Genomic DNA, 1605 nt, shown 5'->3' on the forward strand with positions numbered 1-1605 from the left:
TGCCGCTGTTCGGCAACCTCGTGAAGATGGACCTGCGGCTGCTGGAGGCCGCGGCCGACCTGGGCGCCACGCCGTGGGTGGCGTTCTGGAAGGTGACCGAGCTGTTGTCCAAGGCCGGCATCATCGCCGGCAGCATGCTGGTGTTCATCCCGTGCGTGGGCGAGTTCGTGATCCCCGAGCTGCTGGGCGGCCCGCAGACGCTCATGATCGGCCGCGTCCTGTGGGACGAATTTTTCAGCAACAACGACTGGCCCATGGCCTCGACGGTCGCGGTGGTGATGGTGCTGCTGATCATCGTGCCGCTCGCACTCTTCAACAAATACCAGGCTGAAACCCAGGAGGTTCGAAAGTGAACCCGAAGCTGTTTGGCAAGGCTTGGTTGTCGGCGGGCTATCTTTTCCTTTACCTGCCGATCGCGGCGCTGGTGCTGTACTCGTTCAACGATTCGCCGCTGCCCAACGTGTGGCGCGGCTTCACGTTCAAGTGGTACGTCAAGCTCGCCTCCGACAACGAAATGCTGGCCGGCCTGTGGCTGTCTCTGAAGATCGCCTTCCTGACAGCCTGTGCCTCGGTGATCCTTGGCACGCTCGCGGCCTTTGCGCTGGTGAAGTACCGGCGCTTTTTCGGCCGCACTGCGTTTTCAGGCATGGTGAGTGCGCCGCTGGTGATGCCCGAAGTGATCGTCGGTCTCTCTTTGCTGTTGATGCTGGTGTCGGTGCAGCGTGTGACCGGCTTCCCCGAAAAAGGCATGCTCACGATCTGGATCGGCCATGTGCTGCTGGGTCTGGCCTACGCCACCGTGGTGGTGCAAGCGCGCTTGAACGACCTCAACCCGCAGCTCGAAGAAGCCGCCCTCGACCTGGGCGCACGCCCCTGGCAGGTGTTTGCCCTGGTCACCTTGCCGATGATTTCCCAGGCGCTGTTTTCGGCCTGGCTGCTCACCTTCACGCTCTCGCTCGACGACGTGGTGCTGTCGGCCTTCCTGACCGGCCCGGGCGCCACCACCATGCCGCTGGTGATCTTCTCGCGCGCCCGTCTGGGGCTGGACCCGAGCGTGAATGCCGTCGCCACCCTGATCGTGCTGGTGGTGTCCATCGGCGTGGTCGCCGCCAGCTTGATGATCGTCCGCAACGAACGTAAACACGCCCGCGAGATGGCTGACGCCACTCGCAACTGAAGTCGCCCGACCCCACACAACCAACCGCAGCCAAGAGGAGAAAACCCATGAAGAAGTTCTGGCACCCCACCGCTCTGAGCATCGCCTTGCTCGCCGCCTTCCCCTTGGTTGCCGGCGCGCAGACGCTCGACGACCTGCGCAAGGAGCAGAAAGCGCTCAGGGACAAGGTCACTGCCCTCGAGCAAAAACTCAAGGACGCCGAGACCAAGCCGGCCGAAGCCGGCATGACCGCGCAAGAGAAGCAAGACTTCAACCGCATCGCCATCAAGACCGAAGCGCTCGAAGACAACCAGGAAGCCATGGGTTTTCGCGGGCTGAAGATCAGCGGCCAGATGGACCCGAGCTTCATCTACAACAAGGCACAAGACCGCGCCGGCTTCCAGTTCCTGAACAAGGTCGACGACGACGGCTACAACTACGACAACTCG

General features: G+C 62.6%; 3 protein-coding genes. All 3 read left to right on the plus strand.

Annotation, left to right across the window (positions count from 1 at the left end):
- The coding region (locus tag RMO40_RS10275) for an ABC transporter permease subunit (protein WP_309720158.1) at positions 1-353 on the plus strand (353 nt) is incomplete at its 5' end.
- Positions 350-1177, plus strand: coding sequence for an ABC transporter permease subunit (locus tag RMO40_RS10280; RefSeq protein ID WP_309720162.1), 828 nt, complete (start codon positions 350-352; stop codon positions 1175-1177). The genes RMO40_RS10275 and RMO40_RS10280, both read left to right, overlap by 4 nt.
- 47 nt (positions 1178-1224) lie before the next feature.
- Positions 1225-1605 (plus strand): DUF3138 family protein (locus RMO40_RS10285; protein WP_309720165.1); only part of this gene is annotated, 381 nt, incomplete at its 3' end.

Origin of the sequence: Rhizobacter sp., from assembly GCF_031412075.1 — a bacterium.
Lineage (GTDB): Bacteria > Pseudomonadota > Gammaproteobacteria > Burkholderiales > Burkholderiaceae_C > Rhizobacter.